This window comes from Mucilaginibacter sp. (assembly GCF_039921305.1).
Taxonomy (GTDB): Bacteria; Bacteroidota; Bacteroidia; order Sphingobacteriales; family Sphingobacteriaceae; genus Mucilaginibacter.
The window spans coordinates 18,814-45,379 of sequence record NZ_JBDSCA010000011.1 but is presented as its reverse complement, the minus strand read 5'-3'; the positions used below and the strand labels follow the sequence as shown (position 1 = coordinate 45,379).

The window sequence follows — 26,566 nt, the reverse complement described above, 5'->3', positions numbered from 1 at the left end:
ACCCTTAATTTTTGAACTAAAATATGAATTTGAAAGCAGCAGATTTTAGCCCAAGCGCTATTGAACACACCAGTAAACAACTACTCCACCTATTAGAAAAACGAACCAAACGTTTAAAAAGAGTTAAACACTACGCCGCCACAACAACTTGTATCATTATATTTTTAGGATTTTCGGTTTATCAGCTCCGTATCCAAAATAAAAGCAGTGAAATGGAAAAGCAGCAACTGCAAAACCAGATAGCTCAACTAAAAGATCAAATACCCCCGCCACCTAAAACCGCCGAACTGAGCAAAGCTCAAACTTATGTACAGGCCATACAAACCAAACTTCAAAAAATTAATGATTATTTGGGCAAGCGCGGCTTGAAAACCTATTCGATGAAAAGTATTTTGGGTGATAAAAAAACAGCCGCGCCTAAACTATCTGATACCGAAGTTTACTCGTTATATGATGATTTTTTAACGCATTTGGTTGCTAATATGGCCATTATGCCAATGGGCTATCCGCGTGTTGATGTACAAACTTCGAGCTTTGGAGGTCGTAGTAATCCGTTTGATCAATCGGCAGGTGGTGAATTTCATCCCGGTATTGATTTTCGCGGCAAGCAAGGCGATCCGGTAAAGTGTACCGCTCAGGGTGAGATAGTTTTTGCAGGCCGGGCAGGTGGTTATGGCAATTGTATCCGCATTAAGCATGTTAATGGTTTAGAAACCGTATTTGGGCACCTATCCCGTATATTGGTTAGGGTTGGGCAAAAAGTAAGCGTTGGCGATAAGATAGGTTTGGTAGGTTCAACGGGCCGCTCAACCGGTACGCATTTGCATTACGAGATCCGTAAAAATGGTAAGGCCATCAATCCGGTTAAGTATCTTACTTTAAACTCTTAATAGAATCAAGAGGCAAGAATCAGGAATCAAGACTTTTTAAGAATAAATTAAAGCTCCCTTGGGAGCTTTTTATCTTCTGTCTTGATTCTTGCCTCTTGTCTCTTGATTCTATAATGTCTATTTTTGCACCATAAATTAAAAAAACACTATGTCATCAGTAGAGACCGAATTTGTTAAATTCAAAGTAAAAGATATCGCGTTAGCCGAATGGGGACGTAAAGAAATTGGACTTGCAGAAGCCGAAATGCCTGGCCTTATGGCATTACGTGCCGAGTTTGGTGCAGCAAAACCTTTAGCAGGCGCGCGCATTGCAGGTTGCTTGCACATGACCATCCAAACCGCAGTTTTGATTGAAACGTTGATAGAATTGGGTGCCGAAGTTACCTGGTCGTCATGTAATATCTTCTCAACACAAGATCATGCGGCTGCCGCTATTGCTGCCGCTGGTATTTCTGTTTATGCCTGGAAAGGTATGAACGCCGAAGAATTTGACTGGTGTATTGAGCAAACTTTGCATTTTGGCGAAGACCGCAAACCACTGAACATGATATTGGATGATGGTGGTGATTTAACCAACATGGTGTTAGATCAATTCCCGGAATTGGTTGCTGCTATTAAAGGTTTATCAGAAGAAACTACTACTGGTGTACACCGTTTATACGAGCGTGTTAAAAATGGCACTTTATTAATGCCTGCTATTAACATTAACGACTCGGTTACTAAATCGAAATTTGATAATAAATACGGTTGTCGTGAATCTTTAGTTGACGCTATCCGTCGTGCTACTGATGTGATGATGGCCGGTAAAGTAGGTGTTGTTTGTGGTTATGGTGATGTGGGTAAAGGTTCTGCCGATAGTTTACGTAACGCGGGCGTTCGTGTTATCGTTACCGAGATAGATCCTATTTGTGCGCTGCAAGCTGCAATGGAAGGTTTTGAAGTTAAGAAATTAGATACCGCCATTAAGGAAGCTGATATTTTGGTAACAGCTACTGGTAACTGCAATATTGTTAAAGAAAAACATTTCCGCGCGTTAAAGGATAAGGCTATCGTTTGTAACATTGGTCACTTTGATAATGAGATTGATATGGCCTGGTTGAACGGCGCTTACGGTAACACCAAAATTGAAATTAAACCACAGGTTGATAAATATACAATTGATGGTAAGGATGTAATTGTATTGGCCGAAGGTCGTTTGGTAAATTTGGGTTGTGCAACAGGCCACCCATCGTTTGTGATGAGCAACTCATTCACCAACCAAACCTTAGCACAATTGGAGCTTTGGACAAACAATGGCGCTTACGAAAACAAGGTTTACGTTTTACCTAAACACCTCGACGAGAAAGTAGCCCGTTTACACTTAGCCAAAATTGGCGTTGAGTTAGAGGTATTAGACCAGGAACAAGCTGATTACATTGGTGTACCTGTGGCTGGTCCGTTTAAATCGGATGCTTACAGGTATTAAGATAGATTTGAGATATTAGAGGATGTAGTTTTAGGACTACATCCCTTTTTTTGTTGGAGTGTATTCTGAAGTGCTTATTTATATAATGGTGCGAATTTCGCCAACAAATGTTTCTGTCCGTAATTAGAAAAATTTATAAATAATTGTAATTTATCGGTGTTAGCATATTCAGTATTCACGATGACACCTTCACCGAATATTTTATGAATGACAACATCGCCAATCTTTAATTTGTTTAATTCATCTAAAGCAATAATTTTTAAGCCATCTAAATTTACTGGTTCAAAATGTGATCGCCTTGTTTTTTCACGAGTGTCGTTTAAGGATGTCTTAGTCAATTCTAATTTGGCTATTCTGCTGTCAATCAGTTGTAATGTTGATAAAATTAATTCCGTTTCATAAGTTATTTTGGTCGTGGATATTTTTGCTGGTTCAATGCCTAATAAACCGATTAAGGAATTAATCTCATGTTTGTTTTGAAATGTATTTTGCATTGTTTCAGACAATTCAATTATCTCTTGTTCAACAGTATCGATTCGAAGTGTTTCATCATAAGCCACATCTCGAAAGCCTTGGATATCAAATATGCGCTCAGTTCTATAATCCTTTATAAATGTAACAGGTAGATTAAAAGCCTGCCTAATACCAACTTCATATAAAACATTTGGATTTCTTGAACTTAAATCACAGATAGCCATATCGCATTCGATTATTTGCTTCACTATATCTAAAGCAATTAGATTAGTGCTTTTTACATCGTCGGCCCTAATAGGTTCAAAACCAGACAATTCGCAGGCTGGTTTGATGATGTGTTCATAAACTCTTAAGAAATGACCTACGGGATAATCTTTGTGGTCACTAATTGGCATAATAATGAAACATTTTCTATTATAGGTGCCTTTCTCAGTGTGATTCTGTTGTTGATCTTTTTTATTTATTTTGCTCATGTTTTTAGGTTCATAAAAATACTTAAATATAGTTGATATCAATAAAGTTTATATATGCACATTTCAGGTTTCTATTTCAGGAAAATTTATTTCGATAAATCCGTTATTGCTTAAATATCCACCCCAAAGTCATATCTTAAAACAACATATCCAAGCAAAGCTCCTTTTTTGTTGCTTTGTGTTTGATATGTGTAAAAGACTATTTTTGTTGTGTTTATTATTGCAAGCTACTGTAAGCTTTGCGCAGGATGGTTGGAAACTGAGTACAACCAAAAACGATATCCGGGTTTATACCCGCCCGGTTGCTAATTCTAAGATCAAAGCTATTAAGGTTGAATGTAGTTTACCTGTTCGGCCATCGCAGCTGGTATATGTAATTATGGATATTGACCACGGTAGCGAGTGGGTTTATCATGGTAAGGATGCCCGCATTTTAAAAAGAGTATCACCATCTGAGCTATATTATTATTCGGAAGTTATTGTGCCCTGGCCTTGCGAGAACCGTGAATATGTGGCCCATATTATGGTAAACCAAAATCCTAAAACCAAAGTTGTAACTGTTGATGCGCCTTGTATTTTGGGTATGGTGCCTGCGAGGAAGAATATTGTGCGGATCACACATTCCGTTGGTAAATGGATAATTAATCCGACGGAGAATGGAGCTATTAAAGTAAGCTATGAACTGGAGGTTGATCCGGCAGGCTCGGTGCCGGCATGGTTGGTTAACCTATTTGCCACACAAGGGCCAATGGAAACCTTTGAAGGCCTTAAAGTGCAATTGAAGAAGAAGGATTATAAGGATGTGAAGTTGCCTTTTATTGTTGATTAATTGGTTCCGGTTTTATTGATAGCAGGCTCATTTAACTTATAGTTTATCCCCTTAGCGTTTTTCAAACTATCCTGTACTATTGTGGGCGCATAGCGCAATTGCTTTAGCGCTATGCTGGCTTTCTTCCAATCCGAAGGATATTTTTTGGCGAGGGCGAGGGTATCCGCTTTAGCGTAAAAATTGAGGATGTTATTTTGCAGGTTATCGGTAAGGTTGTTAAATTTCACTTTTTGCAGGTTGATCAATAAATCGCAGTAGGTTTTATCGGCAAGGCCGTATTCACCAGAGGTGGTTGGTTGCCCGGTGTCGTAATCTACATCTTGTAGTTCAACACGTTCGTAATGCAGCCTATCTAATGCGGCATCATAATGTACCAGTACGGTATCAAAACTGCGGATAAATATTTTTTCGCCTTCGGGGCCAATGGTTTTAAAGGATAAGGCTTTAAGCGGGCCAACTTTAGGTAGTATTTGAATTAAAAATGCTACCATGCGTGCGCTAAAGCCCGGTTTTTGGCGTTTGGTGCCAAACTCTTTATAATAGGATTTCCGGCTCAGTTTATAATGGAACTTACGGCTGGTAATGCTTGGGTTCATTTTTTTGATATCGTCTTTTTTTAAGATCCAGGCGGCCCTGGTTACGGTTGGCATCAAACTTTTAACCGTCCACCTGAAGGTTGACACCGCTAAACCCATATCGCCGAATATATCGCTAATATCGTTACCGTAGGTTCTTAAAAAGGCACGCTCTAAAACTGGCTGTGCAATTTCAAACCCTATAAAACTATGATATTCTTCGGTGGCGTAGTTGCCGCGGGCCAGTTGTAAAACATCAAAAGATATTTCGACCTTGCTATGGCTGGCGTGGTTCTCTTCGTAAGTAACTACGTTGCCATATTTTTTTTTCATTTCGGGATATACCAGGGGTACAATTTGGTTTGTACCGAGCGAGTGCCCGTATTTATCGGCCATATAGTGGCATAGGCTTCCCAGGGCAAAAGCATATTCGTTCAAATTTTGGGCTTCGGCTATCATGTTCTCAACAAAATCGCCACTACGTACGTAATGGGCCAAATCGGTAAAATATGTGCTGCCGAAAGGGGCATAACCAATGTCGGGCATCAGGCATCCGCCATAGGCATAAGCTTGTGCTTTGCGTAAATCGTCGGCTGTTGCTTTAGGGTATTTGGCTTGTAGTAAAGGTTTTAGATGCTTATCCCAACTGGCATCAACAAGGGCCTCATGGCTTAAAATGGAATAAGCCTTTGTTGAATAAGGAAGTATCAGCAAAAAAAGGAATAGTATAGTTCGCTTATAAGCTATTATGAGCTTCATTTAAATCGGGTTGAAAGTACTTAATAAAAGTAATTAAAGATATAATTGTTTTGCCTGCTTAATTATGTTACAAAGAAATATTGGTGAGAGCATGTTTCCATGCGTTTAATTTAGTTTGGTAGGCCATGGTATGGGCCGGACTGGTTGATGGCATCATCAGGTATGGGATTTTGCCTAAAATATGGATCTGCTTTTTTAATGATGAATGGCTGGTTGCGCCGTTGAACAATATCAGTTTAATATTGGGGTGAGTTTTAAACAGCTCTTCAAAATTGTTTAAAACCCCATTTTTTATATTAGAATCTAAACTGCCCTCGCGCTCGCAACTTTCAAACACATCCCAAAGTCCAATTTTATTTTGTTGGAGCAGGGCGATCTTATCGGAATAGTTAATTAAGGATTCCCCGGAATTGAATACATCGAATATGATTTTCCAGAAAGCGTTCTGGGCATTGGCATAGTATTGCTGATGGGTTAGGGATAACTCGCCGGGCATTGAGCCCAAGATCAGGATCTCGGTTTGTTTATCGATAATTGGTTTGAAGGCTGTTTTTGGCATTAAGATAAAAGTATGAATTGTATAGCTTAAAACCATTGCCATGATAATTATGTTTAGCAATGGTAAATATTTTATCTTTACCGCCATGACTCACTTATCTGTCAATATCAATAAAATTGCCACTTTGCGTAATTCGCGCGGGGGTAATAATCCCGACCTGATCAAAGTTGCTTTGGATTGCGAACGCTTTGGTGCCGAAGGTATCACGGTGCACCCGCGCCCCGATGAAAGGCATATCCGTTATCAGGATGTTGATGATTTGAAAAAGGTGATCAAAACGGAATTTAACATTGAGGGCAACCCGGTTGAGGATTCGTTTATGAAACTGGTATTGAATAACCGCCCGGCACAGGTTACTTTGGTACCCGATGCTTTAGGGCAGCTCACATCAAACCATGGCTGGGATACCATTGCCAATCAATCGTATTTAAAAGAAGTGATATCCGAGTTTCAGCTGGCCGGTATCCGGGTTTCCATATTTGTTGACCCCGTAGCCGAAATGGTTGAAGCCGCCGCTACAACCGGGACTAACCGCATTGAGTTATATACAGAAGCATATGCCAGCGGTTACCATGCCGATAAAGAAAGCGCTATTGCACCTTATGTGGAAGCAGCTAAAATTGCGCAGCAATTAGGGTTGGGGCTGAATGCCGGGCACGATCTGGATCTGCACAATTTGAAATATTTTGCTCAAAACATTCCCGGTTTGCTTGAGGTAAGCATTGGACACGCTTTGGTTAGTGATGCCTTATATTACGGATTGGAAAATACTATTCAAATGTATTTGAGGCAATTAGCTAAATAGGTATATCAAGGCAGAACATCTATAGAAAAAGTAGTGTTTTAGCTTCATTCTGAATTACTTAATAAAGGGTAAAAGCATTGTCAGTATTTGGTTAAGGGTTGGTATAGAATAGGGAATTTTATACCTTTGCGGTGAAAATACTCTCACCTCATTTCATGAAATTAAATATCGATTACCAGGAAAAATTTCAGCAACGCCACATCGCTCCGAACGAGGCCGACACAACCGAGATGCTGCAAACTGTTGGTGTAAAAACGGTTGACGAATTAATAAGCCAGACCGTTCCGGAAAAGATACGTTTAAAGGCTCCTTTAAACTTGCCGGTTGCCAAAAGTGAGTTTGATTATCTGAATGATCTGAAACAAACGGCATCAAAAAATAAGGTGTTTAAAAGTTACATTGGTCAGGGTTATTATGATGTGATCGTCCCCGGAGTAATTCAGCGGAATATTTTAGAGAACCCCGGATGGTATACTCAATATACTCCATACCAGGCAGAGATAGCACAAGGCCGTTTACAGGCGTTGTTGAACTTCCAGACGATGGTTTTGGATTTGACGGGGATGGAGATTGCCAATGCATCGTTATTAGATGAAGGCACCGCCGCTGCCGAAGCGATGTTTATGCAATATAGCTTGCGTAAAAATACCGGAGCTAAAATCTTCTTTGTTTCCGAAGAGGTTTTCCCTCAAACCATTGATATTTTAAAAACACGCTCTGAGCCTTATGGCATTGAATTGCTAATTGGAGATCACCGCAATGTTGAACTAAGCGAGCAAATGTTTGGCGCTATTATACAATACCCTGCCGGTAGCGGAGCGGTTTATAACTATACAGATTTCGCCGCTAAGGCTCACGAAAAAAACATCAAATTAACCGTAGTGGCCGATTTGATGAGCCTGGTATTGCTAACGCCACCGGGTGAATGGGGTGCCGATATTGTGGTGGGTACATCACAACGTTTTGGTGTGCCGATGGGTTTTGGTGGTCCGCATGCGGCTTTCTTCGCGACCAAGGATGAATATAAACGCTCGATGCCGGGCCGTATCATTGGTGTGACTATTGACAGCGCCGGTAACTATGCTTTGCGTATGGCTTTGCAAACCAGGGAGCAGCATATTCGCAGGGATAAGGCTACTTCTAATATATGTACCGCGCAAGCCTTGCTGGCTATTATGGCCGGGATGTATGCCGCATACCATGGCCCGCAAGGGTTAAAGCTGATTGCCGAAAGGATACATGGATTATCTGTTTTATTGGCTAAAGGCTTAGGGGCTTTGGGTTACGAGCAATTGAACAGCGCATACTTTGATACGCTGAAATTTGAATTGGGTGGGCAGGCTTCGCCGATACAGGGGCAGGCTATTAATAATGAAATGAACCTGCATTATACAGGTACAGCGGTTACGATTAGTCTGGACGAAACAACATCGGTTGAGGATGTGAAAACTATCATCAAGTTCTTCGCGAAAGTAAAAGGACTTAACTTCAGTGATGTTGGTTTTGATGATCTGAAAGCGAATGTTGAAACCGTTATCCCTACAGAATTACAACGTACATCGGCTTATTTAACGCATTCGGTATTTAACTCGCACCACTCAGAGCACGAGATGCTGCGTTATATTAAATCGTTAGAGGCTAAAGATCTTTCGCTTTGCCACTCGATGATCGCTTTGGGATCATGTACGATGAAACTGAACGCTACTACAGAAATGATTCCGGTTACATGGGCCGAGTTTAGCAAGATGCATCCATTTGCACCAGCTGACCAGATTGGTGGTTATATGGAAATATTTGATGAATTGAACAAATGGTTAAGCGAGATAACAGGTTTCGCGGCTATGAGCTTGCAGCCTAATGCTGGCGCACAGGGCGAGTATGCCGGTTTGATGGTTATTCGTGCTTATCATCAGGATAGGGGAGATCATCACCGTAATATCGCTTTGATACCTTCGTCTGCACATGGTACTAACCCGGCATCTGCGGCTATGGCTGGTATGAAAATAGTGGTTGTGAAGTGTGATGATAACGGTAATATTGATGTTGCCGATATGCGAGCTAAAGCCGAACAATATAAAAATGAGTTATCGTGTTTGATGGTTACTTATCCATCTACACATGGTGTATTTGAGGAATCGATCATCGAGATATGCCAGATCATCCATGACAATGGTGGTCAGGTTTATATGGATGGCGCTAATATGAACGCCCAGGTTGGGCTGACCAGTCCGGCTAATATTGGTGCCGATGTTTGCCATTTGAACTTGCATAAAACCTTTTGTATACCACACGGTGGTGGCGGCCCGGGTATGGGGCCTATTGGTGTGGCAAAACACTTGGTGCCTTATCTTCCGGGACACGCGGTTGTTGATATTGAGCAGGGAAAATCTATCCCGGCGGTTTCGGCAGCGCCTTGGGGATCGGCTTCTATTTTGTTGATATCACATGCTTACATCGCGATGATGGGGCCGGATGGATTGACCAATGCTACCAAATATGCCATTCTGAACGCTAACTATATCAAAGCACGTTTAGAGAAACATTACCCGGTGTTGTACTCTGGTGCTAATGGCCGTTGCGCTCATGAGATGATTTTGGATTGCCGCTCGTTTAAAACAGCAGGTATTGAGGTTACGGATATTGCCAAACGTTTGATGGATTATGGTTTCCACGCGCCAACGGTATCTTTCCCGGTGGCGGGAACGGTTATGGTTGAGCCTACGGAATCGGAACCTAAACATGAGCTGGATAGGTTCTGCAATGCGATGATAGCTATCCGCCACGAGATACAGGATGTGGCCGATGGTAAGATTGATAAGATTGATAACCCTTTGAAGAATGCCCCGCATACTGCTGCTGTAATTACAGCGAATGAGTGGGAGCACCCTTACACACGCCAAAAAGCGGCATTCCCGCTGGCTTATGTGGCGGCTCATAAATTCTGGCCGTCTGTTGGCCGGGTGAATGATACTTATGGTGATAGAACGCTGATTTGTACCTGCCCGCCGATTGAGGAGTATGAGTTTGAGGAAAGCGCTATTGAGTAAGGCTCAAGAAAAAAGAATCAAGAAATAAATAGAACGCCATTGCTCAATTATGAAGCAATGGCGTTTTATTATTATAAGCTATTGCTATTAAACATTCACTTCGCTCATCAGCTTTAAAACCGAATCCACATATTCGCGGTTGTTGGCCAGTCTTGGCACTTTATGCTGTCCGCCTAATTTCCCCCGGTCTTTCATCCACATAAAAAAAGTACCGCTTGGTGCTGCATGTACAAGAGGTCTTCTCAACGCAATATCCCTGAATCGTTTGGCATCGTAATCAGAATTAATTTGCCTCAAAGTTTCATCCAGCAGATCAATAAAGCGTTCAAACTCGGCAGGTTTTTTTTCAAACTCTATGATCCATTCGTGTCCGCCACCGTTATCATCCGAAAAGTAAATAGGCGCGGCCGTATATTCTTTAATAATAGCCCCCGTTTGCCGGCAGGCTTCGCTTAAAGCGCGTTCCGCGTTATCAATAATAACTTCTTCGCCAAAAGCATTCATAAAATGTTTAGTGCGGCCAGTTATCTGTATGCGGTAAGGCGAAAGGCAGGTAAATTTAATTGTATCTCCAATTTGGTAACGCCATAACCCGGCATTGGTACTGATGATGAGCGCGTAGTTTTTATCCAGTTCAACTTCGTCTAAACTTAAAGTATTGGGTTGCTCATCAAACAAGTTTTCCATTGGCAAAAACTCGTAGTAGATGCCATAATCGAGCATCAGTAACATATCGCCGGGTTCTTCTGTGTCCTGTATGCCAAAAAAGCCCTCACTTGCGTTGTAGGTTTCAAGGTAATACATGTCATCCTTTGGTATCAGTTTTTTAAACTGTTCCCGGTAAGGGGTAAAATTTACCGCGCCATGAAAGTAGAGTTCGAGGTTAGGCCAAACTTCCAACAGGTTTTTCTTTCCTGTTATTTCTAAGATGCGTTTACACAAAATAATGTTCCAGGTTGGCACTCCACTCAAACAGGTTACGTTTTCGTTAATGGTAGCCAGGGCTATCTTTTCTATCTTCTCCTCAAAATCTTCCATTAAGGCAATGGATATTTCGGGAGTGCGATGAAATTGCGCCCACATGGGCAAATTATTGATAATTACTGCGGATAAGTCGCCAAAAGATGTAGCAGCATTTAGCGGACTGATTTGACTGCTCCCACCCAAAGTAAGCGCTTTCCCATTAAATATCTGCCCATCGGGCCGGTTTTGGTAAAACAAGGTGAGCATATCCTTGCCGCCCTTAAAGTGGCATTCTTCCAGCGATTCCTCGCTTACCGGGATAAATTTGCTTCTGTCGTTAGTAGTACCCGACGATTTGGCGAACCATTTAATTTCTGATGGCCAAAGCACATTGGCTTCGCCCTGTATCATCCGCTCAATATAAGGGCGTAGCGTATCATAGGTTTGTATAGGAACCTGATTTTTAAACTGCCTTAAATTCTCAATTTCGCGGTAATGGTGTTGCTTGCCCCATTCGGTGTTTTCGGCGCTGGCTATCAATTGCTCAAACCATTCCTCCTGCACCTCGTTCGGGAACTTCTGAAAAAGCTCTATCTGGTGGATACGCTTTTTCATAAACCAGGCTACTACGGAGTTAACGAGGGTCATAATTTATATTTAGAGTCAAGAATCAAGATGCAAGAATCAAGATAAAAGTCTAAAGCTGATATTTTCACTCTTGATTCTTGCATCTTGATTCTTGACTCTTCTTTATTGTGCGAATGTTTTACGTTTCAGAACAAAGTTAGGCCCCAAATAAACCTTACGTACCATTTCATTCTCGGCCAATACCTCCGGTACGCCCGATTCCAGTATCCGGCCTTCAAACAGTAAATAGGCCCTGTCGGTGATGGATAATGTTTCTTGTACGTTGTGATCGGTTATCAAAATACCAATATTACGGTGGCGCAGGCGGGCTACAATGGCTTGAATTTCTTCTACGGCTATTGGGTCAACCCCGGCAAAGGGTTCATCTAACAAAATAAATTTAGGGTCGGCGGCAAGTGCACGGGCAATTTCGGTACGGCGGCGTTCACCACCTGATAATAAGTCGCCGCGGTTTTTGCGCACTTTATGTAAGCTAAACTCATCAATTAACTCTTCAAGCTTATCTTTTTGGTCGGCTTTGGTGAGTTTGCTCATTTCTAAAATAGCCTTAATGTTATCTTCAACCGTCAGCTTCCTGAATACGGATGCTTCCTGAGCTAAATAACCTATGCCTTTTTGTGCCCTGCGGTACATGGCATCGCCGGTAATTTCTTCATCATCTAAAAAAATACGGCCCTCGTTAGGTTTGATCAAACCTACGATCATGTAAAAGGATGTAGTTTTACCTGCGCCATTTGGCCCCAGCAAACCCACGATCTCGCCCTGGGCAACATTAAACGAAACATCGTTAACAACGGTGCGTTTTTTATAGCGCTTTATTAAATTATCGGCACGTAAAATCATTAATTCTATTTCGGTTTATATTACTCAACAATCATGGCATCATATGTTTTGATGCCTTTTATATTTAATTGGATGCTGCGTTTTTCGCGCCAAACATTTTCTTCAATGGTATAACAAATATCAAACGGGATGCCTTTAGCCATCTTAGCTAAATGCTCGCCCATGTTAAAAGCAATGCAATCAAAACTTGCGGAGCCTTCTTGTATCACGGTCATTTTGATGTGGTTAGCGCCAACTAAACTGGCGCTACCGCTAACATACACATTTTTTGTGATGAATACCGGCGACATATTCTCGGGCCCGAACGGCGCAAATTGGTTTAATATCCTGAAAAATTTGGCGTCGATCTGCTTGAGCTTCAACTCGGCATCAATGCGGATCTCCTGCACCAGCATTTCATCGGTAATGGTAGCATTTACCACCTCCTCAAACCGGGCGCTAAAAGCCTCTACATTCTCAGGCGGCATGGTTAAGCCCGCGGCATATTTATGCCCGCCAAATTGGGTTAACAGGTCGCTGCACCCACATAAAGCCTCATACAAATCAAAACCATAAACAGAGCGTGCCGAACCTGCCACGTGCCCATTACTGCGCGTTAACACGATAGTTGGCCTGTAATATTTTTCCGTTAAACGGGATGCCACAATGCCGATCACCCCTTTATGCCAATCGGCGTTAAAAACTACGGTTGATTTACGGGCTATCATTGCCGGGTCGCGGTCTATCATATCCAGGGCTGCATCGGTAATATTCAGATCGTGCTCCTTGCGTTCAATATTTTTGAGGTTGATGATAGAGCCTTTCTCGTTAGCCGCTTCTTCGGTACAGGCTATCAAAAGCTGTACCGCGTGTTTGGCATCATCAATCCTGCCAGCCGCGTTTATGCGCGGGCCAATACTAAACACAATATCACTAATACTGTAGTGTTCTGTACGGCCCGCCGCCAGCATTAAGGTTTTCACACCAATACATGGGTCGCTGTTTATTTTGAGTAAGCCAAAGTAGGCCATTACCCGGTTCTCGCCTGTAATGTGTACAATATCGCAGGCAATGCTAATGGCTACCAGTTCAAGATAGCTTAATATACTTTCGAACGGAATGTCATTTTTTTGCGCGTAAGCCTGTATCAGTTTAAAACCAATGCCACAGCCCGAAAGCTCTTTGTATGGATACTCGCAATCTTTCTGTTTAGGATCTAAAACAGCAACAGCATCGGGTACTTCGTCGCCCGGCATATGGTGATCGCAGATGATGAAATCGACACCTAAAGTATTGGCGTATTCAATTTTATCGACGGATTTAATACCACAATCCAGCGCGATAATTAAAGTAAAACCATGTTCTTTTGCGAAGTCAATTCCTTGTGTGGATATGCCGTAGCCTTCTTTATAGCGGTCGGGTATGTAATAGTCTAAGTCGGGATAATATCTTTTGAAGAAACTGTAAACCAGCGCTACCGATGTAGTTCCATCCACATCGTAATCACCATATATCATGATCTTTTCACCAGCTTCAAAAGCCGCTTCTATCCGAAGAATGGCTTTTTCCATGCCCTTCATCAAAAATGGATCGTGCAGGTGATTAATGTCTGGCCGAAAGAAATATTTGGCCTCATCCAGCGTAGTAATGCCCCTGTGTAGCAGTAAACTGCTTAAAATATCATCAATATTTAATTCAGTCGATAGTTTTTTGACATCCTCATCACCGGGCTTCCCCTTTATCGACCACCTTTTTTGCATATCTTAGCTGTTGAAACAGTAAATATAGTTATTGAGTTATTAATTGGATAGTATAGTTCGTTTAATTACTCACAATCCGTTGTTATACAATGCATATTTTTCCACTCGAAGAAGGCTCGTACTCGGTTGATGCCACCAAAAAGTTCATTCCTTTCGATCCGCTTATCAATAAAACATCCGAAAGGCCGGGTTCATTATTTATCCACGTTAATCCATTCCTCATTCAAACGGATAAAGACCTCATTTTATTTGATGCCGGCTTAGGTTTTAAAAATAACCAGGACGAATTGGTATTGCATCAGAATATCCGTAATGCCGGTTTTGATCCCGAGGATGTAACTTTGGTATTGATGTCGCACCTGCATTATGATCATAGTGGTGGTTTGGTTGTAGAGCGTGGTGGTAAATGGGAACCCGCTTTTCCGGGTGCAGAGCATGTGGTTCAGCGTGGTGAATGGGAGTTTGCGTTCCAAGGGAAATCATCATCATACCATACCGATATATTCAACATATTACAACGCTCGGCCAATTTCACTTTCGTGGAAGGGGATGGCGAGTTTAAACCCGGCATAAGTTACCAGCTATCCGGCGGGCACTGCCCATATCACCATGTTTGGTTATTGGAAGAAAACGGCGAAAAGATATTCTTCGGTGGTGACGAACTTCCAGAACCAGAACAACTGCTCCGCAAATTTATGGCTAAGTATGATTATGATGCCCGTAAGGCGATGGAACTGCGTGAGATATATGGTAAAAAGGCAGCAGAAGAAAACTGGGCTTGCCTGTTTTATCACGCAAAGAAAAACCCGGTTGGCCGGGTTGAGTATCAAAACGAAAGCTTTAAGGTGATACCGGTTTAACCTGCATTAACCTGCATTAACCAGGTTAAGCACTTCTTTTATTTTATCAACGCTTAGTGGTTTTGAGATAAAATCTTTAACCAGTGTGTATGATTTTGCTTTGTTAATATCGTTATTAAAAACTGATGATGAGATAATGAAGATCTTAGTTTTGCCATTAGGATCAATACCCAGCCGTTTATATTCTTCTAAAAACTCCCAGCCGTTCATTATCGGCATGTTGATATCCAGTAAAATATAGTCGGGTAGTTTATCAGGATTGGTATCTTGTATGGCAACCAATTGTTCAATGGCATATTTCCCATTCAGACAAGTGCTGATCTCGGTATTGAGCAATGTTTTCTTAATTAGTTTAACCGAGATGAAGTTGTTTATCTCGTCATCGTCAACCAAAAGAATGCTTACGGCTTTGGCATTTATTGTCATATCAGCAGTATACGGAATCCGTATTTAAAAGGTTATAATCTAAGTTACTATTATTTACGCAATAATTTAGTGTTGAGGTGTGTTTTTAAAATCAATTGTGAGCCTTAAAAACACCGGTTCAAACACCGTGTTCATTTTCTTTAAAAAGTGGCTAAATGTAATCAAATTAAACTATGGTAAGTTATTAGTGCAAAAATTGTATGGCCAAGTTTTAAAAGTATTGCTTATTGCGCTATTCATCGCATACAGTATTCACTGCAATATCAGTAGCCGCGCCAGTTAATCAGGGACTGTTTGAGCAGGGCCAAATATCACAAATATTTACATAAGGCAAAACTTTTGTTGATGCCATACATGCAATAGGCAATTAGTGAGTTTTTTGAGTAAAAGCACAAAAATAATCTTACTTTATCCCCCCTTAAGTTATTGTGGTTATCGAGATCGTTATCCCTGATCTATTGCTGGCACATTTGCCAGATCTTTACTGCTTCAACCGCTTCTTTTACATCGTGAACGCGTAGGATGTTGGCTCCTTTGGTTAGGGCTATGGTATTGAGTACTGTTGTGCCGTTGAGGGCATCGGTGGCTGTGCCACCGGTTAAGTGGTAAACCATGCGTTTACGGGATATTCCGGCTAATATGGGTAGGCCAAGGCGGTTGAACTCTTGTAAGCGCGACATGAGGGTGTAGCTGTGTTCGTTGGTTTTGGCGAAACCGAAGCCGGGATCGATAACAACATCATGAATACCGAGGGTTTTGAGTTGGTGGTATTTGTTGACAAAGTAGTTGAATACTTCGCTGAATACATCCTGATAATTGGCTTGTTGTACCATATTTTGTGGCGAGCCTTTCATGTGCATAAGGATGTATGGGACCTGCAGTTTGGCTACTGTGGAAAACATATCATGATCTAAACTTCCGCCGGAGATATCGTTGATGATGTGCGCACCCGTTTTGATAGCGGCTTCGGCAACTTGTGAACGGAAGGTGTCGATAGATAGGATGGCTTCCGGATGGTTGGTTACAATGGCCTGGATGATGGGGAGCAGGCGGTCGGTTTCTTCCTGTGCGGAGATATCGGTTGCGCCGGGGCGTGACGAGTAAGCGCCTATGTCGAGGATATCGGCACCGTCGGCCAGCATTGTTGAGGCCCGGCTTAAGGCGCTTTCTACGGTTGTTTTACGGCTATCGGCAAAAAAGGAATCGGGGGTGATGTTGATGATGCCCATTACTTTTGGCTGTTGCAGATCGACCAATTTGCCGCCTATATTAAGGGTTGTCTTTTTATGGAAAAATGTATCTTTAGCCATTAAGAGGAAGTTGAGGGGTTGAAATGTTTTAAGGTTGTAATGTTGTTTTTACGCAAGAAAGATTGAGGTTGTAATGTTTGTTTTATGCAATACTTCAAAGATAAAACAGTTTAACTCCAAAAGTAACCTAAATTAGCTTTAACATTTTAACTTTGAAACTTTACAACTTTCAACATAATAGAATAATATAGTTTTGGCAAATACAGCAGAAGAATACGAAGCGGTTATTAAAGTTTGCAGGGAGCTTTTTTTGAAGAAGACCCGTGATTATGGTACGGCATGGCGCGTGCTACGCCCCGAATCGGTTACCGACCAGATATTTATCAAGGCCCAACGCATCCGCACGCTTGAAGAGAAGAAGGTGGCTATGGTTGATGATGATGTGCTTGGCGAATATATAGGCATTATCAATTATTGCATCATAGCGATGATGCAGATAGAGTTGAGGCCTGATGCACCAATGGAACTTTCTGTTGAAGAGGTTAGCCAGTTGTATGATTTGAAAGCCACTGAAACGGAGGAGCTGATGTTTGCCAAAAACCATGATTATGGCGAGGCCTGGAGAGATATGCGTATCAGTTCGCTAACAGACCTGATACTAATGAAATTGCTTCGCGTTAAGCAAATAGAAGATAATAAAGGTTTAACCGTAGCATCAGAAGGTGTGAAGGCCAACTATCAGGATATGCTGAATTACGCGGTTTTCGCATTGATCAAAGCCCCCCAGTCCCCTAAAGGGGGAGTTTAAAATTTCCAAATGAAAGATTATAATAAAGATTCCGTTAAAAGGCTTCCCCTTCAAGGGGCGGGTGGGGCTCTCTGGGTATGCCGCATACTGGTTGGCCTTTTGTTCATTTTTTCGGGATTGATCAAGGCGAATGATCCGTTGGGGTTTTCGTATAAGCTGGAAGAATACTTTGAGGTTTTTCATATTAGCTTCCTGGGTAATTTCGCGGTAAGCATAGCTATATTTTTATGCGCGCTCGAGATGTTTTTTGGCTTTGCTTTGCTGATAGGCGCTTATGGTAAGCGGATAGCCTGGGGATTGCTGCTGCTGATCATCTTTTTTACGTTTTTGACCTTTTATTCGGCCGCGTTCCATGTGGTACAAACTTGCGGTTGTTTTGGCGATGCCATTGTATTAACGCCGTGGCAATCTTTCAGTAAGGATGTGGCTTTGTTTGTGCTCATCATCTGGATATTTATTAACCGGGATAAAATACAGCCGTTGTTTAAGAGTGAATCTGTTGAGCGGGGCATAGTATTGGTAGCTGTTGTGCTTTCCTTTGGTATCGGTATTTATACTTATAACTTTTTACCGGTGATTGATTTCCTGGCTTATAAAGTTGGAGCCAATATCCCGGAAGAAATGAAAACGCCGCCGGGTGCGATACCTGATGAGTACCAGTTAACCTATCATCTTAAAAATAAAAAGACTGGCGAAGCTAAGGTAATGAGCAGTACTGATTATTTGAAGAACAACATTTGGAAGGATGTTAACTGGCAAATAGTTGGTGAGCCAGAAAGTAAGCTGATCAAAAAAGGCTTTTCGCCAAAGATAATTGACCTGCGGATCAACGATGCACAGGGAAGTGATTATACCAATGAGTTGTTATCAAACCCGTTTTATAATGTGATCATTGTGGCCTATAATCTGGATAAAACCAATGCGGATGCTATTGGGAAGTTGAATGCGATGGCACTTGATCTGGCTAAGAATTTTAATATCCGCACGGTGTTGTTAACCTCTAACTCGGCTAAGGATGCTGAGGCTTTTAGTAAGGCCAATCATTTGTTTAGCGAGGTGTTTTATGCTGATGAGGTACCATTGAAGAGTATGGTAAGGGCTAACCCCGGTGTGCTTTTGATGAAGAATGGTACCATCATCAACAAATGGCATTTTCATTCGGTGCCAAGTTATGATCAATTGGTTAATCAATACATAGCCCCACGTTAATTATGATAAGCTACGCACTGCGCAAATTAGGTTATGGATTGGCAGTAATGCTGGGCGTGGTTGGCGTGGTGTTCTTTTTGTTCAATGTGCTGCCGGTAGATCCCGCAAGGATGACACAGGGGCAACGTGCCGATGTTCAATCGTTACAGGCGGTGCGGAAAGAGTTTGGTTTGGATAAATCCATCCCGGTTCAATTCGCTTATTATTTGAATGATCTTTCGCCGATAGGTTTGCATGCTGATAATGTGGAGGAGCAAACCCGGTATCATTATGTAAAACTATTTGGGGTTTCGGTTGAAAAGGTTATCGCATTGAAATGGCCATATTTAAGACGATCATACCAAACCCGTAAAGATGTTTCGGCCACATTAATGGACGTGATACCCAATACCTTGATACTGGCTACTACGGCTATGATATTTGCTACCATTATCGGGATATTTTTGGGGGTGGTTTGCGCGGTGAACAAGAATACCTGGATAGATAAACTATCGGTGGGGTTTTCTATTATCGGGGTTTCGGCACCATCGTTTTTCGCTGGCATATTGATAGCCTGGGTATTTGGTTTTGTACTAAGTAAGTTTACGGGGTTAAACATGTCGGGCAGTTTATACAGTTATGACCCCTTTAAAGGCGAGGTATTGACTTTGAAAAATTTGATACTACCGATGATCACTTTAGGGTTACGTCCGCTGGCTATTATTGTACAGCTAACCCGTAGTGCTATGCTGGATGTTTTAGGTCAGGATTATATCCGTACCGCCAAAGCGAAAGGTTTGGATGACCGGACGATTGTTTACAAACACGCCTTGAAGAATGCCTTGAATCCCGTAGTAACAGCCATAGCATCGTGGTTTGCATCATTGCTGGCAGGTTCGTTTTTTGTGGAGTACATTTTTGGGTATAATGGTTTAGGCAAGGCTACGGTTAATGCTTTGGATACTTCGGATTTCCCTGTGGTGATGGGGTCAATATTGTTCATTGCTTTGATATTTGTAGTGATCAATATTTTGGTTGATTTGCTTTATGCGGTGATAGACCCGAGGGTGAAACTGGCTTGATTTTATAAACGCGAATTATATTCTATTTTTGGCGAATGTTACCTGATACTTCTTCAACCGCTCAAACAGAACAAAATATTGGCCTGATATTTTTAGTTGGCTTTATGGGGTGTGGTAAAACCACGCTTGGCAAAAAGCTGGCTAACCGTTTAGGATACCCATTTATTGATCTGGATCATGTTTTTGAAGCACAAGAGGGAATGACCATTGCCGAGTACTTTACTCAAAACGGTGAAGCTAAATTTCGTGAAGAAGAGTCTGATCTTTTAAAGCGAACCGATTATCCGGCCAACGCTATCATATCAACAGGCGGAGGTTTACCATGCTTTTTCGACAATATGGATTGGATGAATACTCATGGCAAAACATTTTATGTAAAGCTATCTCCCAAAACATTGGCCGATAGATTGGATAATGGTAAAACTACCAGGCCTGTTTTGCAAGGTAAACATGGCGATGAGTTAGTTGCTTTTATTGAAGAACGTTTAGCCCAACGCGAACCTTTTTATGGTAAGGCTACTTTTGTTGTGGAAGGCTTGAATCTGAATTCAGAAAAGGCGGAGCAAATTATAGTGGATTATCTTAAATAAACCGCGTCTTCTTCGCCGGTTTCATTCAATACTACATCTACATGTTCTTTTAATACGGTTGACAGGGCTATGCCTGTAAAATCGGTTGCTATGGGGAAGCTTTTGTGGTTGCGATCAACTAATACCAAAGTCCGCATTTTTTTTAGTGGTACGTCTAAGAAGACGCCTAAACCGTAGGCTAATGTTTTGCCGCTGGCTAATACATCATCAATCAAAATGATCACTTTGTTGGCGCATTCATTCACATCTACGTTAAGTGAAGCATGCAGGGCAGAGCTGTTTTTATCCAGATCGATAATGATCAATTTAGTTTTAAATGGGGCTATGCCATCTAAAACCGCCTTTAACCTTTGGGCCACCAAGTTGCCTCGGGGTAGGATGCCGGCTATGATGATCTCGGTTTCGGCCAGGTTATCTTCTAAAACCTGGTAAGCCATACGGTCAATCTTTTGCTGTATTTGCTGGGCGTTTAAAACGATGATCTTCTTGTCGGACATGGTGCTGTAGCTCTTGCGTACTAAGGTAGTAAAGGTGTGTTAATTTATAAAGATAAATTTAGCGCCTGTTGTAAGGGTAATACACAAAATTGGCACCCTCGGGCACTACCACAAATACACACATTACGTCTTCTGGTTTTTTGTAAGTACGCAAAAAGCGGTCTTTAAGTTCGGCTTTAATTACACCTGCCTCGATGAATTCTTCGAGGGTTGACGCGTTGATGGTCCAGTCGGTATTTAATTCATTTCTATCAAGGATCACCTCACCCAATTTCACCTCGTGCTGATGGGCGACGAAGATGGGGTATGACGACATACCTTCCATCATAATGGTGATAGCCACATCTTTGATTGATTCGTTATAGATCTTCAAATCGCGCTCCAGGCTTTTAAGCGGACTTTCTTTTTGCGGCTCGCTGCCTTCTTTTTCGTTTAATAGTTCTTCGGGATCCATGTTATTTTCTCAAAGTCAATAAAACAACGTTCTCAACATGTTGTGTATGCGGGAACATATCTACCGGTTGTATTTTAGTTACTTCGTATTTTTCTTTTAATACCAGTAAGTCGCGGGCTTGTGTAGCGGCATTGCAGCTTACGTAAACTATTTTTTCGGCTTCAATGTCCATCAGGCAGTTCACTACATCGGCGTGCATACCGGCGCGTGGCGGGTCGGTAATGATCACATCCGGTTTACCATGTTCGGCAACAAAACCGGCAACCAAAACATCTTTCATATCACCGGCGTAGAATTTGGTGTTGGTAATGTTATTGATCTGCGAATTGATCTTAGCATCTTCAATGGCCTGTGGCACGTATTCCACACCAACAACCTCTCTCACTTGTGATGCGATGAAGTTGGCAATGGTACCCGCCCCGGTGTATAAGTCGTACACCAGTTCATCGCCTTTAAAACCGGCAAAATCACGGGTTATTTCGTACAAACGAATAGCTTGTAGCGAGTTGGTTTGATAGAATGATTTGGCCCCGATACGGAAGCGGATCATTTTACCGTTAGACGGCATCTCTTCGTGAATATATTCCGGTCCGCGGTAGGCTATAACATCCTGATCAAAAATAGTATCGTTCAGTTTATGGTTGATGATATAAAGTAGCGAAGTGATTTGCGGAAACTCAGTATCAATAAAAGCCATCAGTCCATCAATTTCTTCCTGCGCCGCATAAGCGAATACTACGATCACCATCAGCTCACCGGTTGTTGCCGAGGTGCGGATGATGAGGTTACGCAATGCACCTTCGTGCGAGCGCAGATCGTAAAAACTCAGAAAGTTTTCGCGGGCATAATCGCCAACGCGATTTCGGATCTGGTTAGAGGGATCAGCTTGCAGATAGCAATGGTTGATCTCCAATATCTTATCAAAACGGCCGGGAACATGGAAGCCTAAAGCGTTCATATCCAGTTGCTCATCTTCCCGGCTTTCTCCATCGTACAACCAACGTTTGTTGCTGAAGGTGTATTCCAGTTTGTTACGATAGTAAACGCTTTGGTTTGATGGCAAGATAGGGATCATACCATGCAGTTCAACCTTGGCTAAGCGCTGCAAGGCATCGGTGACAGATTTTTGTTTGTAGAGCAGTTGTGCATCGTACTCCATGTGCTGCCATTTACAGCCGCCGCATACGCCAAAGTGCTCACAAAAGGCATCGGTACGGTATTCGGATGGGGTAATTAGTTTCTCGATCCTGCCTTCGGCGAAGTTCTTTTTCTTTTTGTAGATGTTTACATCCACAATATCACCAGGGATGGCTTTCTCGACAAATAATACCAACTCCTCGGATTTGCCTATTCCTTTACCTTCATCGGCAATATCAATGATGGTAACGTTTTCTATAACTTGTTTTGTAAATGCAGTTCTTTTGCCCATTGGACGGCAAAGTTAAGCCGAAAAATTGAATATGCTAAGTTAAGGCGCAAAAATGCTCAGGCCCGGCTGTGGGGCTTATGCATAGATGAGATGAACTGCATCAGATAAAAAGAACAAGGATTTGGTCTAAAAGACTTTCTTCCTGCTCAATTTGCTCTGCCGGTTCAAAAAATGCATCAATCATTACAGAAAAATCTTGCAATTCGCGGCTCATTGTAAACTTGTTTTATTATGCTAACATAGCAATTTTTATACTAAAAACCAAATTGGTTTTAATAATTAATACTAAATTGATTTATGTCATTTGCATTATTAACGAACTGGTTATAGTATGCAGCGTTTTTTTATATTTTAAATCCATCCTACGCATATATAAACTGAAGCTGTTGCCACCGGCTTTAACAAGCGGCGGTGGGCTAACCATACCAGGCACGATGTTGCATAGAAGAAAGCTGTGCCAGGCTTGTAATGAGGGTAAAATGTTGGCCAGTTCGTGGGCTGTGAGTTTAGGTTCAGTATTCCAGTTGATCCTTAGTTTTTTGGCATTTTCTTTGAAATGGCCAATCCAGTAACTACTTGTGTGCATGGGTTTATGTTTTAAGGTTTTTAAATGAGGTATAAAAAAGCGATAATGCATGAAATGAGTGCGACAATGGCAAAGCCGTATCCTATTAAGAACAGCCTTTCCCTAAAGGATTGGCTCTTCTTGTTGTTAAAAATCAGGTCGATCACACAGCCTGCGGTAAAGGCTATATTGGCTAATATTAAAAAGGCAATGAGCGCTGCTCCGGCCACCCGCATCTCGGGCATTAATCCGTTGCTTATTTGCCGCGCATTTTGGTTGAAAGATTGTTGTACCGCCTGGGCAACAAACCCCATCAGTCCGGTAAAAAATAGCGCCCTGTTATATTGAATACGCTTTTTGAACCACCATTTTAATATGAGTGAAGTAATGCCAGTCATATTAGTGTTTTTCCCAGTTTATTTTGCGGGAGAAGTACATCAATAAGGCGATAATGATGAATAACAGTATGCTGCCTATCATTAATGACAACTGTTCCAACTGTATCAATATGTAAGTAAACCCGTAGAAGGTGCTCAAGACAAAGGCAAACAGCAGGGCCATTTGCTTGTTTTTGAGTAAAGAGGCAATGAAAATGGATATGAGTGTAATAGTGGCGAGCGAGGCGATAAGATAAGCGATATTAAAGCCCAATTGCTCGGAGAAGGATAGGAGCAGGGTATAATAAACTATCATGGCCACACCAATTAAAATATAATTAAAAACATGTACATACTGCTTGCGTATCAATTCGGTAAAAAAAAGAGATACGAAGGTGAGCAGGATAACAAGTGTGGAATATTTAGTGGTGCGCATGGTTTTTTGATACTGATCTACCGGTAATCGCAGTTTAACTCCAAATGTTGCGCCTTCGCTGGCTTTTTTGGTAAGCATGGTATCATCATTTATCCACTGTTGTGGGAAAGGACGGTTGTAATAAAGCATACGCCATTTGGCATTAAAGCCGTTTTGATCAATGTTGCGGGTATCGGGCAAGTAACGGCCGCTGAAGCTTGGTGTGGTCCAATTGCTGGTAACTTCTATATCTGTGGTTTTACCGGTGTGGAGGAAGCTCAATTCATCGCTGCCTTTTAAATCTAAGCTGAAACTGAAAGGTAGTTCTTCGTCTTTAGGTAACGTAAAGTTAATTTGTAACCCTTTATCAAACGGACCTTTATCAAATGCAGGTTCAACGTTTAACTTTTGATCTTTAAGCTGTACTACTGGATTACTTTTTAAGCCTTTCAGATCAGATACGCTGAAAACCATCCGTACCTTATCGTACTGAATAGATGCCAGATCGATGCCTAATTTGCTTAGGTCCAACTTACTAAAATTGCCTTTTACTACCACTTTAGAGTTATATACCACGCCTTTAAATAAGCCGCGGTGCAATGTATCGGTTGTGATATTGGCTTTGATCTGGAGATCTTGCGGAAGCACGTATAGGGTTTGGTTTTCTAATTTAACCACCTCTTTTTTATTGCTATCTAATATTCTAACTTCTTTTTTGTAAGGAATAACCAATACCGGACCTTGTATGAGTTGACTTCCAGACCACTTATCCGATACATCGTTCATCACTTCTTCCTGCGTGCCCTCACGTTCATTGATAATGCTTTGCACCCATGATGATGGGATAAGCAACAGTAGTATCAATACCGCGATAACTGATAGTTTTACAATTACTGAGTCTTTAAGCCAGTTTTTGGGTTGTTCGGGATTTTCTGATTCTTGTATCATTGTTTTTTAGTTTGATTTATATATTTAAAAGTACTTTGTATTTCAGAGTAATTAGGCAAAAAAATTATTTGAGCTTTTGCTGTTTAATTAATTTTTCGAGCGCATCCAGGTGATCCATAAAAGCTTTGCGGCCTTTTTCGGTTGCCTGGTAGGTGGTGTTAGGTTTGCGGCCCAAGAAAGATTTATTGACTAAGATGTATTCTTCCTTCTCCAAACCTTTAAGGTGCGAGGCAAGGTTACCGTCGGTAATATCAAGCAAATCTTTAAGCGAATTAAAGTCGTAACGTTCGTTGGCAACTAATACGCTCATAATTTGCAGGCGGAGCCTGTTTTCGAAGGCTTTATCTAATTTATCAAATGGTATCTTCACCGGTCGTATTTAAAGTACATAATGCTGCCATATATAATGTGCAGAACGCCAAAACCCAATGCCCAAAATATTAAACCGTAACCCGGATAAAGCGCGGCAATTAAACCCAGAATGATCTGGAGGATGCCCAGGTATTTAACATCCGTAAAGGTATAATGACTTCCGGATATTACAGCAAGGCCGTAAAAAATTAATGAGGCGGGTGCTACAACGCCATAATAACCACGGCTCAGCATAATGAGCATAAATAAACCTCCTGTGGCTAAGGGTATTGCGGAATTAAATAAAAGAGAGCGCGTAGTACTACTCCAGATAGATTGGCTTTTGCGTTTCGCTTTTTTCACACTTAAAAATATGCCGGTTGCCATTGCCGCAATTAAAACGGCTATTGCTACCAAAAGCAGATGAACAATGGTTTCCATATGCGCGGTAATATTATCCACAACCACATCACGGCTTGTAAACCAGCCTGTGCTACTATAAACAATATGATACGCTATTGCTGCGCCAATCAAAGCGTAAACACCCGCCATAATACCGCTTAACCCGCTAAGCGAGATAAATTTTGAAGAGCGCTCCATGAGGCTACGTATGGATACTAATTCATCTTCGATGTTTTGATCTTTCATTGATAAAAGTACTTTGATATACAAAGTAACTTTTAATTATTTGAATTTGCAATAGGAGAGAGATAATATTTTTTCAAGGTATAAATGAAAAGAACTAACTTTAATTAATGAAGAAATCAGTAATAGCTTTTATGTGTTTTGTATTGTTTTCTGGATGTAAGCAGACCCGGCAAAGGATAACTGATTTTGAGGAGTTGAAAAAGGATATCTATAAGCGTTTCCCTAACATTGAAGCTTCCGAACCCGATTCTTATATTAGAGAGTGCACAAAAGAAAATCGTAAGGGCACAACTTTCCCTATGGTTAAAGCATCTTACGCGTTGTTGTATAAAAATAACATTCTTACCGATCCTGTACGGTTCAGTAATAAGCAAATGGATAATTTGCTGGTTATGTTAAATGATAGCGCGAGTTACAAATGGGGTGAAATTGGAACGCCAGCGTTTGACAGACATGTTGTTTTTTACGATAAGACCGATAAATGTATTGGTTTGGCCCATGTAAGTTTTGATGGTATGGTTTATATGGACCCTTATCTTAAAAAGATGAAATGGGGTATGGTTAAAGAACCGGTTTTGGATCTGATCAAAAATATTGGCAAGTAATTTT

General features: G+C 41.5%; 27 protein-coding genes. 11 read left to right on the top strand and 16 right to left on the bottom strand.

Translation table 11 applies throughout. From position 1 onward, the window contains the following. Window positions 1-23 precede the first annotated feature (23 nt). Both ABIN91_RS01930 and ahcY read left to right on the top strand, forming a co-directional pair. Window positions 24-890: a M23 family metallopeptidase gene (locus ABIN91_RS01930; protein ID WP_348047875.1), complete on the top strand. Its 867-nt coding sequence runs from the start codon at window positions 24-26 to the stop codon at window positions 888-890. Window positions 891-1,038: 148 nt separating this feature from the next. After that, window positions 1,039-2,355 (top strand): adenosylhomocysteinase, encoded by a 1,317-nt coding sequence (gene ahcY / locus ABIN91_RS01925; protein WP_348047873.1) that lies wholly within the window; start codon window positions 1,039-1,041, stop codon window positions 2,353-2,355. A 74-nt stretch (window positions 2,356-2,429) separates the two neighbouring features. On the opposite strand, the gene ABIN91_RS01920 is transcribed toward ahcY, so the two are convergent. After that, window positions 2,430-3,302, bottom strand: a complete 873-nt coding sequence (locus tag ABIN91_RS01920; protein ID WP_348047871.1) for a hypothetical protein — start codon at window positions 3,300-3,302, stop codon at window positions 2,430-2,432. A 220-nt stretch (window positions 3,303-3,522) separates the two neighbouring features. Here ABIN91_RS01920 and ABIN91_RS01915 point away from each other — a divergent pair, with 220 nt between their 5' ends. Then, window positions 3,523-4,131 carry an START domain-containing protein gene (locus ABIN91_RS01915; protein ID WP_348047869.1) on the top strand — a complete coding sequence of 203 codons (609 nt, stop codon included), beginning with the start codon at window positions 3,523-3,525 and terminating at the stop codon, window positions 4,129-4,131. Here the strand turns inward: ABIN91_RS01915 and ABIN91_RS01910 are convergent. Together ABIN91_RS01910 and ABIN91_RS01905 are read right to left on the bottom strand one after the other, a co-directional pair. Beyond that, window positions 4,128-5,465, bottom strand: a complete 1,338-nt coding sequence (locus tag ABIN91_RS01910; RefSeq protein ID WP_348047867.1) for a zinc dependent phospholipase C family protein — start codon at window positions 5,463-5,465, stop codon at window positions 4,128-4,130. The genes ABIN91_RS01915 and ABIN91_RS01910 overlap by 4 nt on opposite strands. Before the next feature lie 67 nt (window positions 5,466-5,532). Continuing rightward, the gene (locus ABIN91_RS01905; protein WP_348047865.1) at window positions 5,533-6,024 is read right to left on the bottom strand and encodes a DNA-deoxyinosine glycosylase; all 492 of its coding nucleotides are present in this window, start codon (window positions 6,022-6,024) and stop codon (window positions 5,533-5,535) included. An 85-nt stretch (window positions 6,025-6,109) separates the two neighbouring features. Here ABIN91_RS01905 and ABIN91_RS01900 point away from each other — a divergent pair, with 85 nt between their 5' ends. Both ABIN91_RS01900 and gcvP read left to right on the top strand, forming a co-directional pair. After that, window positions 6,110-6,829, top strand: a complete 720-nt coding sequence (locus ABIN91_RS01900; RefSeq protein WP_348047889.1) for a pyridoxine 5'-phosphate synthase — start codon at window positions 6,110-6,112, stop codon at window positions 6,827-6,829. A gap of 155 nt (window positions 6,830-6,984) precedes the next feature. Then, window positions 6,985-9,876: an aminomethyl-transferring glycine dehydrogenase gene (gene gcvP, locus ABIN91_RS01895; RefSeq protein WP_348047863.1), complete on the top strand. Its 2,892-nt coding sequence runs from the start codon at window positions 6,985-6,987 to the stop codon at window positions 9,874-9,876. 87 nt (window positions 9,877-9,963) lie between these two features. Here gcvP and ABIN91_RS01890 read toward each other — a convergent pair whose 3' ends face one another. The 3 genes from ABIN91_RS01890 to recJ form a co-directional block, all read right to left on the bottom strand. Further along, window positions 9,964-11,487, bottom strand: a complete 1,524-nt coding sequence (locus ABIN91_RS01890) for a GH3 auxin-responsive promoter family protein (RefSeq protein ID WP_348047862.1) — start codon at window positions 11,485-11,487, stop codon at window positions 9,964-9,966. 102 nt (window positions 11,488-11,589) lie between these two features. Continuing rightward, on the bottom strand, window positions 11,590-12,330 hold the full coding sequence (gene lptB, locus ABIN91_RS01885; protein ID WP_348047860.1) for an LPS export ABC transporter ATP-binding protein: 741 nt from the start codon (window positions 12,328-12,330) through the stop codon (window positions 11,590-11,592). A gap of 20 nt (window positions 12,331-12,350) precedes the next feature. After that, window positions 12,351-14,069 (bottom strand): single-stranded-DNA-specific exonuclease RecJ, encoded by a 1,719-nt coding sequence (recJ, locus tag ABIN91_RS01880; RefSeq protein WP_348047858.1) that lies wholly within the window; start codon window positions 14,067-14,069, stop codon window positions 12,351-12,353. Window positions 14,070-14,158: 89 nt separating this feature from the next. Here recJ and ABIN91_RS01875 point away from each other — a divergent pair, with 89 nt between their 5' ends. Continuing rightward, window positions 14,159-14,929 carry an MBL fold metallo-hydrolase gene (locus tag ABIN91_RS01875; protein WP_348047856.1) on the top strand — a complete coding sequence of 257 codons (771 nt, stop codon included), beginning with the start codon at window positions 14,159-14,161 and terminating at the stop codon, window positions 14,927-14,929. 6 nt (window positions 14,930-14,935) lie between these two features. Here ABIN91_RS01875 and ABIN91_RS01870 read toward each other — a convergent pair whose 3' ends face one another. Both ABIN91_RS01870 and folP read right to left on the bottom strand, forming a co-directional pair. Continuing rightward, window positions 14,936-15,355 (bottom strand): response regulator, encoded by a 420-nt coding sequence (locus tag ABIN91_RS01870; protein WP_348047854.1) that lies wholly within the window; start codon window positions 15,353-15,355, stop codon window positions 14,936-14,938. Window positions 15,356-15,810: 455 nt separating this feature from the next. Beyond that, window positions 15,811-16,665, bottom strand: a complete 855-nt coding sequence (folP, locus tag ABIN91_RS01865) for a dihydropteroate synthase (RefSeq protein WP_348047852.1) — start codon at window positions 16,663-16,665, stop codon at window positions 15,811-15,813. 193 nt (window positions 16,666-16,858) lie between these two features. Between folP and ABIN91_RS01860 the strand changes: the two genes are divergently transcribed. From ABIN91_RS01860 to ABIN91_RS01845, 4 genes are read left to right on the top strand one after another with little or no spacing between them, the layout of a single operon-like run. Then, entirely contained in the window at window positions 16,859-17,413 is a 555-nt protein-coding gene (locus ABIN91_RS01860; protein WP_348047850.1) for a DUF1599 domain-containing protein, read from the top strand. 9 nt (window positions 17,414-17,422) lie between these two features. Continuing rightward, entirely contained in the window at window positions 17,423-18,622 is a 1,200-nt protein-coding gene (locus ABIN91_RS01855) for a BT_3928 family protein (RefSeq protein WP_348047848.1), read from the top strand. Window positions 18,623-18,624: 2 nt separating this feature from the next. Beyond that, window positions 18,625-19,683 (top strand): ABC transporter permease, encoded by a 1,059-nt coding sequence (locus ABIN91_RS01850; protein ID WP_348047846.1) that lies wholly within the window; start codon window positions 18,625-18,627, stop codon window positions 19,681-19,683. Window positions 19,684-19,718: 35 nt separating this feature from the next. Further along, complete coding sequence (locus ABIN91_RS01845) at window positions 19,719-20,273, top strand: shikimate kinase (RefSeq protein ID WP_348047844.1); 555 nt, start codon at window positions 19,719-19,721, stop codon at window positions 20,271-20,273. Here the strand turns inward: ABIN91_RS01845 and ABIN91_RS01840 are convergent. From ABIN91_RS01840 to ABIN91_RS01805, 8 genes are all read right to left on the bottom strand, one after another. Then, a complete protein-coding gene (locus ABIN91_RS01840) occupies window positions 20,261-20,770 on the bottom strand; it encodes a phosphoribosyltransferase family protein (RefSeq protein ID WP_348047842.1) in 510 nt (169 codons plus the stop codon). The genes ABIN91_RS01845 and ABIN91_RS01840 overlap by 13 nt on opposite strands. 58 nt (window positions 20,771-20,828) lie before the next feature. Then, the gene (locus tag ABIN91_RS01835) at window positions 20,829-21,224 is read right to left on the bottom strand and encodes a hypothetical protein (protein ID WP_348047840.1); all 396 of its coding nucleotides are present in this window, start codon (window positions 21,222-21,224) and stop codon (window positions 20,829-20,831) included. A 1-nt stretch (window position 21,225) separates the two neighbouring features. Then, the gene (rlmD, locus tag ABIN91_RS01830) at window positions 21,226-22,653 is read right to left on the bottom strand and encodes a 23S rRNA (uracil(1939)-C(5))-methyltransferase RlmD (RefSeq protein WP_348047838.1); all 1,428 of its coding nucleotides are present in this window, start codon (window positions 22,651-22,653) and stop codon (window positions 21,226-21,228) included. Between the two features lie 295 nt (window positions 22,654-22,948). Continuing rightward, complete coding sequence (locus ABIN91_RS01825) at window positions 22,949-23,239, bottom strand: hypothetical protein (protein ID WP_348047836.1); 291 nt, start codon at window positions 23,237-23,239, stop codon at window positions 22,949-22,951. A gap of 20 nt (window positions 23,240-23,259) precedes the next feature. Continuing rightward, a complete protein-coding gene (locus ABIN91_RS01820; RefSeq protein ID WP_348047834.1) occupies window positions 23,260-23,616 on the bottom strand; it encodes a hypothetical protein in 357 nt (118 codons plus the stop codon). Between the two features lies 1 nt (window position 23,617). Next, window positions 23,618-24,958 carry a cell envelope integrity protein CreD gene (creD, locus tag ABIN91_RS01815; RefSeq protein ID WP_348047832.1) on the bottom strand — a complete coding sequence of 447 codons (1,341 nt, stop codon included), beginning with the start codon at window positions 24,956-24,958 and terminating at the stop codon, window positions 23,618-23,620. 64 nt (window positions 24,959-25,022) lie between these two features. Then, window positions 25,023-25,328 (bottom strand): transcriptional regulator, encoded by a 306-nt coding sequence (locus tag ABIN91_RS01810; RefSeq protein ID WP_348047831.1) that lies wholly within the window; start codon window positions 25,326-25,328, stop codon window positions 25,023-25,025. Then, the gene (locus ABIN91_RS01805; protein ID WP_348047829.1) at window positions 25,325-25,957 is read right to left on the bottom strand and encodes a hypothetical protein; all 633 of its coding nucleotides are present in this window, start codon (window positions 25,955-25,957) and stop codon (window positions 25,325-25,327) included. Before ABIN91_RS01805 ends, ABIN91_RS01810 begins: the two co-directional genes overlap by 4 nt. 107 nt (window positions 25,958-26,064) lie before the next feature. Between ABIN91_RS01805 and ABIN91_RS01800 the strand changes: the two genes are divergently transcribed. Then, the gene (locus ABIN91_RS01800) at window positions 26,065-26,562 is read left to right on the top strand and encodes a hypothetical protein (protein WP_348047827.1); all 498 of its coding nucleotides are present in this window, start codon (window positions 26,065-26,067) and stop codon (window positions 26,560-26,562) included. Window positions 26,563-26,566: the final 4 nt, after the last annotated feature.

Bases quoted from the DNA above. Each gene is read 5' to 3' on its own strand.
- ABIN91_RS01930 (WP_348047875.1), top strand. From the start codon at position 24: ATGAATTTGAAAGCAGCAGATTTTAGCCCAAGCGCTATTGAACACACC.
- ahcY (WP_348047873.1), top strand. From the start codon at position 1,039: ATGTCATCAGTAGAGACCGAATTTGTTAAATTCAAAGTAAAAGATATC.
- ABIN91_RS01920 (WP_348047871.1), bottom strand. From the start codon at position 3,302: ATGAGCAAAATAAATAAAAAAGATCAACAACAGAATCACACTGAGAAA.
- ABIN91_RS01910 (WP_348047867.1), bottom strand. From the start codon at position 5,465: ATGAAGCTCATAATAGCTTATAAGCGAACTATACTATTCCTTTTTTTG.
- ABIN91_RS01905 (WP_348047865.1), bottom strand. From the start codon at position 6,024: ATGCCAAAAACAGCCTTCAAACCAATTATCGATAAACAAACCGAGATC.
- ABIN91_RS01900 (WP_348047889.1), top strand. From the start codon at position 6,110: ATGACTCACTTATCTGTCAATATCAATAAAATTGCCACTTTGCGTAAT.
- gcvP (WP_348047863.1), top strand. From the start codon at position 6,985: ATGAAATTAAATATCGATTACCAGGAAAAATTTCAGCAACGCCACATC.
- ABIN91_RS01890 (WP_348047862.1), bottom strand. From the start codon at position 11,487: ATGACCCTCGTTAACTCCGTAGTAGCCTGGTTTATGAAAAAGCGTATC.
- lptB (WP_348047860.1), bottom strand. From the start codon at position 12,330: ATGATTTTACGTGCCGATAATTTAATAAAGCGCTATAAAAAACGCACC.
- recJ (WP_348047858.1), bottom strand. From the start codon at position 14,069: ATGCAAAAAAGGTGGTCGATAAAGGGGAAGCCCGGTGATGAGGATGTC.
- ABIN91_RS01875 (WP_348047856.1), top strand. From the start codon at position 14,159: ATGCATATTTTTCCACTCGAAGAAGGCTCGTACTCGGTTGATGCCACC.
- ABIN91_RS01870 (WP_348047854.1), bottom strand. From the start codon at position 15,355: ATGACAATAAATGCCAAAGCCGTAAGCATTCTTTTGGTTGACGATGAC.
- folP (WP_348047852.1), bottom strand. From the start codon at position 16,665: ATGGCTAAAGATACATTTTTCCATAAAAAGACAACCCTTAATATAGGC.
- ABIN91_RS01855 (WP_348047848.1), top strand. From the start codon at position 17,423: ATGAAAGATTATAATAAAGATTCCGTTAAAAGGCTTCCCCTTCAAGGG.
- ABIN91_RS01850 (WP_348047846.1), top strand. From the start codon at position 18,625: ATGATAAGCTACGCACTGCGCAAATTAGGTTATGGATTGGCAGTAATG.
- ABIN91_RS01845 (WP_348047844.1), top strand. From the start codon at position 19,719: ATGTTACCTGATACTTCTTCAACCGCTCAAACAGAACAAAATATTGGC.
- ABIN91_RS01840 (WP_348047842.1), bottom strand. From the start codon at position 20,770: ATGTCCGACAAGAAGATCATCGTTTTAAACGCCCAGCAAATACAGCAA.
- ABIN91_RS01835 (WP_348047840.1), bottom strand. From the start codon at position 21,224: ATGGATCCCGAAGAACTATTAAACGAAAAAGAAGGCAGCGAGCCGCAA.
- rlmD (WP_348047838.1), bottom strand. From the start codon at position 22,653: ATGGGCAAAAGAACTGCATTTACAAAACAAGTTATAGAAAACGTTACC.
- ABIN91_RS01825 (WP_348047836.1), bottom strand. From the start codon at position 23,239: ATGCACACAAGTAGTTACTGGATTGGCCATTTCAAAGAAAATGCCAAA.
- ABIN91_RS01820 (WP_348047834.1), bottom strand. From the start codon at position 23,616: ATGACTGGCATTACTTCACTCATATTAAAATGGTGGTTCAAAAAGCGT.
- creD (WP_348047832.1), bottom strand. From the start codon at position 24,958: ATGATACAAGAATCAGAAAATCCCGAACAACCCAAAAACTGGCTTAAA.
- ABIN91_RS01805 (WP_348047829.1), bottom strand. From the start codon at position 25,957: ATGAAAGATCAAAACATCGAAGATGAATTAGTATCCATACGTAGCCTC.
- ABIN91_RS01800 (WP_348047827.1), top strand. From the start codon at position 26,065: ATGAAGAAATCAGTAATAGCTTTTATGTGTTTTGTATTGTTTTCTGGA.